The following is a 7,190-nucleotide window of genomic DNA, read 5'->3' on the forward strand; positions in this document are numbered from 1 at the left end:
GATTAAGATTTTGAGCTTTGAGAATAAAAGGTAATTCAGAACCTTTAAATAAAAAATTAAGACCAATTCTCAATAACAGTTGAGAAGGAGGGAGAAAAATAATGGCTGATAAATTAAAAATGGTAGAAATAGTTGTTCTGGGAGAAAGTTTTCAAGTTCCTACCGGTTCGACGATCATCAATGCTCTGGAATTTGCCGGATTTCAGTTAACACACGGAGTTGGCTGCAGAGAAGGATTTTGCGGTGCTTGCAGTACCATTTACCGAGAAAAAGGAGATTATAAATTGCAAGCTGGTTTAGCTTGCCAGACAGTTGTTACCGACGGTATGCATCTAGCTCAAATCCCATTTGTTCCAGCAGAAAAACCGGTTTATGACCTGACAAAATTAACACCCGATATTGCTCCCATTAAAGAATATTATCCGGTAGTTTTCCGTTGTGTTGCCTGTAACACCTGCACCAAAGCTTGTCCGCAAGACCTGAAAGTTATGGATTATGTCCAGGCTCTGATCAGAGGTGATATCGAGAGAGCAGCAGATTTATCCTTCGATTGTATCAGATGCGGATTATGTGCTTTGCGTTGTCCTTCTGAAATTGTCCAATATAATGCCGGAATGCTGGCTCGCAGACTCTGCGGAAGATATTTATTACCGGAAAGCAAGGATTTGACCAGAAGAGTAAAAGATATTGCAGAAGGAAAATATGACCAAGGATTTGACGAGCTTAAAGAAATGGATTCTGAAAAATTGAAAGAAAAATATTATTCAAGAGAGATAAAACTCTTTGATATTTAGGAGATAAATATGTATCCTGAAAGTATGCAAAAATCAGTTAGGAATGTAGAAAAAACAAGACCTGAAAGATTTAAACTTGTGATGTCCGGGAAAAAAATACATCCGATGATGACAGAAAAAGAGAGAGATGTTGTTTTACATAAATTTCATCCGGATTATCAACCTGATGCTCGTAAAAAGATCAGGATCGGTCCTAATAAAGGAGAAAACCTGACAACAGAAATTGTCGATCTTCTGGAAGCTTATTCGCGGATAAATCCGAAGGACTTTGATTTAACCAAACCTGATTATGAAACTGATGTTCTGGTTGTAGGAGGAGGTTCAGCCGGATTTGCAGCAGCACTTCTTGCCGAAGAAAATGGAGTGAAAGTAACTCTGGTCACGAAATTGAGGATTGGTGATTCCAACTCTATGATGGCTCAAGGTGGAATCCAAGCTGCAGTCAGACCGAACGATTCCCCGATTTTGCATTATCTCGATGCAATTGGAGGTGGACATTTTGATAATAAACCGGAATTAGTCCGTGCTTTGACTTCCGAAGCACCGGATGGCATCAACTGGTTGAAAGATCTGGGAGTGATGTTCGATCGTAATCCTGATGGCACAATGGTTACAAAATCCGGTGGTGGAACGAGCAGGTTGAGAATGCATTCTGCTCGAGATTATACTGGAGCTGCGATCTGTTCTACTTTAAGAGACGAAATTCTTAATCGACCGGATAAGATCAAAATTCTGGAACATCAACCGGTCGTAGAACTGATCATGGACAACAAAGGGAAAGTTTCCGGTGCTGTTTTATATCATCTTGAAAATAAGAAATATTATACTATCAAAGCCAAGGCAGTAATTCTTTCAACCGGAGGTTTCGGCAGACTTCATATCAAGGATTTTGAAACGACAAATCATTATGGAGCAACAGCAGATGGATTAGTTCTCGGTTATCGTGTGGGAGCAAAACTGATGTATATGGATTCTGTTCAGTATCACCCGACTGGAGCGATTTATCCAAAACAAATTCTTGGATTTCTCTGCACAGAAAAATTGAGATCTCTCGGAGCTCAACCTTTAAATATTGACGGTGAGATCTTTGTAAATCCTTTAGAGCCACGAGATGTGGAATCTTCTTCTTTTATCAGGGAATGCCAGGAAAGAAAAAAAGGCATCAGAACTCCTAATTTGATGGAACTTGGTATTGATGATCCGGGGCATGTCGGAGTCTGGCTCGATACTCCTTTAATTGACCAAATAAATGGCAAGGGAACAATTCAAGCAAGTGTTCCGGCAATGGTCAGACAATTTGCCAGGTTTGGAGTGGATATGATTACAGAACCGATCCTGGTTTATCCAACTCTTCATTATCAGAATGGAGGAGTAGAAATAAACGATCATTGTGAAACCAATATTCCCGGACTTTTTGTTTCCGGAGAAGCTTCCGGTGGAGTACATGGTCGAAATCGTTTAATGGGAAATTCCCAACTCGATCTGATTATTTTTGGCAGAAGATCAGGAAAATTCGCAGCTGAATTTGCCAAAACTGCCAAAACGGGAAAATTAAGTTTAGACCATGTTTATGAGTATGAAAAAGAAGTCGATAAAATTGGAATAGATAAGAAAAAAATCTCTCCTCTTGTACTTCCCGATTATATTCCAGACCATGTTAAAGCAAAACAATTAACAGCAGAATATCACGGGACATTGATTTAGAATATTAAATTATAAAGGAGTTTTTTATGGGATTTGTAAACATTGAAAAATTGAAGAGTATTGTCGGCGTAGAGAATGTAAAAGACGATCCGGCAGATTTGTATGTTTATGGAACAGATTCGTCAGTACATGAATCTATGCCCTGGGTGGTTTTAAGACCCGGAAAAGCAGAAGAAATTCAAGAGATCATGCGTTATGCTGATTCTGAAAAGATCCCGGTAATTCCCAGAGGAGCAGGCTCAGGAATGTCCGGACAGGCAGTTCCCATAAATGGTGGAATTGTCCTGGATATGAAGCGAATGAACAAGATCCTGGAAATCAATCCTGAGGATACTTTAGTGAGAGTTGAACCGGGTGTAGTTGATGACGATTTGAATCGTGCCTTGAAACCTTATGGAGTTTTTTATCCTCCGGCTCCGGCTTCGAGCAGGATTGCGACCATTGGCGGAGAGATTGCTAACAATGCCAGCGGTGTCAGATCTGTTAAATACGGAGCAGTTAGAGATTCTGTTCTCGGGATGAAAGTGGTGATGGCGAACGGTGATTTGATCGATGTCGGAGCAAAAACAAGAGTGGAAGCGAGCGGTTACCAGATCGATAGATTAATGGTCGGATCAGAAGGCACTCTGGGAGTGATCGTTGAAGCAATTCTGAAAATCGTTCCAATTCCTAAATTCAGATGTTTAGGAATCGCTAAATTCAACAAATTGGAAAATGCCGGAGACTCGATCTCGGAAATAATGTCCGGTGGGATCAACCTTTCGATGCTGGAACTGATGGACAATATTGCAATCGTAGCCGTAAACAAAGCCCAGGATCTAGGTCTTCCGGATGTGGAAGCAATTCTGATGTTCGAAGCTGACGGTATGGTAAAAGAAGCGATAGATATCGAGATCGAAAAAGTTATCGGTATTTGTAAAAAGCATTCAGGTTTTGGAATCGACTTGAGTTATGATGCCAAAGAAAGAACAAAGATATTCTCCGGAAGGAAAAAATTATTTCCTTCTTTATCAAAGTTTAAAGAATTTCATGTTTGCACATCTCTTGCCGATGATATGGCAGTTCCATATTCAAAAATGGCAGAAACCGCCGGTAAGATACACGAAATCGCCGATCGCAATCATGTGATCATGACAGCTTACGGTCATTGTGGTTCAGGCTGTATGCATACCAAGATATTGATGGATCCTACTAAAGAAACTCAATGGGAAGATGCAAAAAAAGCTGTTTCCGAGGTTTATGATTATGTCCAATCAGTCGGTGGAACAACTTCCGCAGAACATGGTATCGGAATCTCCAAAGCTCCGGCTTTCAAAAAAGAGAAATTCAATTCCTTACCGACAATGAGAGCTATAAAAAAAGCATTAGATCCGAATAATATTCTCAATCCGGGAAAATTAATGGATGCTCCGGATGATTGGATTACTGCTACATCGTTAAGATATAGAACTCACTAACTCTTTGAAAAAAAATATCAGGAGTAATAATGGAGTTTAAAAGAATAAAAAAATGGGAAAATGAACTAAATATCTGTATCAGATGCGGATATTGTTTTGAACAGTGTCATCTTTTCAAAATAAAACGCTGGGAAACCGATACTCCTCGCGGAAAATTGATCATGATCTACGGTTTACTGCACGGATTGACAGAACCATCTCTATACATTGCCGAAAAGATATTCGAGTGTTTTTATTGTAAAAGATGCGACAATAATTGTTCTGCCGGAGTTTCTTTGACTGATATTTTTAATGATGCCAGAGCAGATTTGATCGATGCAGGTTTTGATGTTGATGGAACAACTTCCAAAACAAATGATGATCTTTGCTCTCGCTGTGGAATCTGTGTTTCAGTCTGTAAACATGAAGCCCGTTCTCTCGATAAAGAAAACAACAGGATAATCATCGATAAAGTAAAATGTCAGAGTTGCGGCTGCTGTGAAGCTGCATGTCCTTCAGGGGCTGCCTATATTGTTAAGGGTTGGGAACTCGGTGATGAAGAAATGAGTGCTAAAGTCAGAACTTTATTGGAAGGAGTCGATGATGGATCCGAAGTCGATCGTGTTTTGTTGTAGCTGGTCATCATATCCAGGTTTACAATTATCCGATTTTAATAATGATAATATAGAGAATAAATATAATATCATCGTAAATATGTGTTCCGGCAGGATTTCCGGAGAATTGATTTTAGAAGCTTTCCGCAACAAAGCCTGGGGCGTAATGATAGCTTCCTGTCCCAATGATAAATGTGAACATGATGCCAATTACAAGACAAGAAGAAGGATTTTATTACTGCAAAAATTATTAGAACAATTCGGGATCGAGTCTGAAAGGATCAGGCTGGAATGGATAGATAAAGGTGAATCAGCTAAATTAGAAAAAGCGATCAACGAATTTAATAATGATCTAAAGGAATTAGGTCCGATAAAAATCGCGATTTGAGGTTAATTTAATGGAAATAAAATATTTAAAACAATGGGAAACTGAATTAAACACTTGTATTAGATGCGGATATTGTTTTGAAGGATGTCCGGTTTTCAAGGAACTTGGCTGGGAAATAGACGGAGCAAGAGGAAAATTGATCACAGCTTACGGATTATTAACAGGCAAACTCGAACCTACGGAATATATTGCCGAAAAGCTGTTCCAATGCACATTTTGCAGGGATTGCGTGGAAAGATGTTCTGCCGATGTATCTGTTCCCGATATCATGGGAGCAGTTCGAGCAGATCTATTTGATGCAGGCTTTTCTCTCCCATCGCATAAAGTACTTACTAAAAAAATTGAAAAGAGCGGTAATATTTTTGGGAAAGAACTCAAACCTCCGGAATTTAAAGGTGAAAAAACAGTTCTCCTGGGCTGCAGACTTATCGAGAGGAAAGAAGATTCTGAAAAGTATCTGCAAATTTTGGAAAAACTTGGTGTGAAAACAAAAACATTCGATGAGACCTGTTGTGGTATGCCGTTTGCTGTGCTCGGTGATAAAAAAGGTTTTAAAGATCAGCAGGATAAATTTCGGGATACTATTCCCAATAAAGATGAGGAAATTATTTGTGCCTGTACAACTTGTGCTTTCTTCATTGATAATAAATATCCTGACCTGAAAGCAAAATATATTATTGATGAAATAGTGGAGAGATTGCCTGATTATCAAGGTAAATTAAAAAAGTTAAACATTAAAGTAACTTACCATGATCCCTGTAATGTAGCAAGAGGGATGGGTATGGTTGATGAACCCAGAGATATTCTAAAGAAAATTTGCTCGGATTTAGTTGAGATGCCTACTTATGGAAAACAGGCTGAATGTTGCGGTGGCGGTGGTGGATTATTGGTAACAGATGACGAATTAGCAAAAAGTCTTGCTGAAAAGAGAGTTGATCAGGCTTATGAAACAGGTGCCGAATACTTTACAACTCTTTGTCCAACTTGCGAATTAAATCTGAAAAATGCTGCGAAAAAATATGATGGCAAATTAAAAGTCGTTAACCTGCTTGATCTTTTGTATGAATCTCTTAATTAGTGCTTGAACGAAAACTCAGTTTTTACTATCACAAACTCCCCTGACCCCTCTTTGACAAAGAGGGGAAACACTTATGGATAAAGTGATTTCGTGATCCTCGTTCTCCTCTCTCTTTGCTAAAGAGAGGGGCTGGGGGTGAGTTTTCGGTCAGATACTAATTAATAATAATCCAATACATAACATCCGAATATTCAGCATCCCTGGTCGGCTCTTCTCTTTCGAGTAGAACTGATTTTCTGATTGTTGGGACAGAAGCATTAAAACATTCTTAATATTCAATAAATCGAGACTTCCGGAAGTTAAATCTGTATTTCTGCATTAATCCGGCAGTTTATATCGTAATACAAGATACCGATCTTGTTAGAATTGTAACTTATCCGGCAGCTGCCTGATTGAGAAAAGTAGCTCGATTATGCAAATTTAGAATTTGGTTTTACATTTTGCATAATTGTATCATCCAAAGAAAAACACAATCAAGAATGATCGTGATACATATCAACTTTGTAAGTTGATTTACGCATTAATTCGGTAGTTACCGGATACTCCCCAAAAAACTTTCAAGATTTCTGAAACTCTGAAGATTTTTTCCATTTCTTCGTTTCTCCTTTCACCCTTTTTCCATTATCCATTTTTCATTTCTGGTCGGAATCTCCCCATTTCATCTCTTTGAACCTGTTGATTAATTGTTTTAAGAATAACATATTTTACCTTGCCCGATTCCATTGAACTTTATTTTTTGCATTTGCTCAATTGCTTCATTTAGTTCATGTATATCTTTTTAAAGAAATTAAAATCGAGATAATTTTTTTCTGCAAAGGGAAAATGAATATGAGTTTTAATAACTTATTATACAAAAAGATATTAGTATGATATATTTGAAAAGTAACAATAATATTGCTATAACAGAAAGCAAATTAAGCAATTAAAAATATTGACACGAAAAACCTGAAAATTTTTTTCTACCTGATAAATTATTAAAAAGGAAAGGATATATGGCTAAATCATTATCGAATTCAAAACTGCAGATCCGATTACACAAGTTCACAAAGCCCAACCATTGAATTGTCTTGATTCTACAAATTTCAAACTTGGAATTCCGGTAAATTTTCCATCTAATAAAGTGGAAGGGGAAAGAATCCCAAATCAAATTAATGAAAGAGTTTAAAGATGATAAAC

The 7,190-nt window shown here is 37.9% G+C and carries 7 protein-coding genes; all 7 read left to right on the forward strand.

The window, feature by feature from the left end:
* The first annotated feature begins 101 nt into the window (after positions 1-101).
* The gene (locus ENL20_03965) at positions 102-794 is read left to right on the forward strand and encodes a 4Fe-4S dicluster domain-containing protein (GenBank protein HHE37711.1); all 693 of its coding nucleotides are present in this window, start codon (positions 102-104) and stop codon (positions 792-794) included.
* A 9-nt stretch (positions 795-803) separates the two neighbouring features.
* Complete coding sequence (locus ENL20_03970; GenBank protein HHE37712.1) at positions 804-2,498, forward strand: FAD-binding protein; 1,695 nt, start codon at positions 804-806, stop codon at positions 2,496-2,498.
* 26 nt (positions 2,499-2,524) lie between these two features.
* Positions 2,525-3,955, forward strand: a complete 1,431-nt coding sequence (locus tag ENL20_03975) for an FAD-binding protein (GenBank protein HHE37713.1) — start codon at positions 2,525-2,527, stop codon at positions 3,953-3,955.
* 29 nt (positions 3,956-3,984) lie between these two features.
* The gene (locus ENL20_03980; GenBank protein ID HHE37714.1) at positions 3,985-4,569 is read left to right on the forward strand and encodes a 4Fe-4S dicluster domain-containing protein; all 585 of its coding nucleotides are present in this window, start codon (positions 3,985-3,987) and stop codon (positions 4,567-4,569) included.
* Positions 4,535-4,936, forward strand: coding sequence for a hydrogenase iron-sulfur subunit (locus tag ENL20_03985; protein HHE37715.1), 402 nt, complete (start codon positions 4,535-4,537; stop codon positions 4,934-4,936). The genes ENL20_03980 and ENL20_03985 overlap by 35 nt, the downstream gene beginning before the upstream one ends.
* 10 nt (positions 4,937-4,946) lie before the next feature.
* Entirely contained in the window at positions 4,947-6,014 is a 1,068-nt protein-coding gene (locus ENL20_03990) for a (Fe-S)-binding protein (GenBank protein ID HHE37716.1), read from the forward strand.
* A 1,000-nt stretch (positions 6,015-7,014) separates the two neighbouring features.
* A complete protein-coding gene (locus ENL20_03995) occupies positions 7,015-7,179 on the forward strand; it encodes a hypothetical protein (protein ID HHE37717.1) in 165 nt (54 codons plus the stop codon).
* Positions 7,180-7,190: the final 11 nt, after the last annotated feature.

The sequence above is a fragment of the Candidatus Cloacimonadota bacterium genome, from assembly GCA_011372345.1.
Classification (GTDB): Bacteria; Cloacimonadota; Cloacimonadia; order Cloacimonadales; family TCS61; genus DRTC01.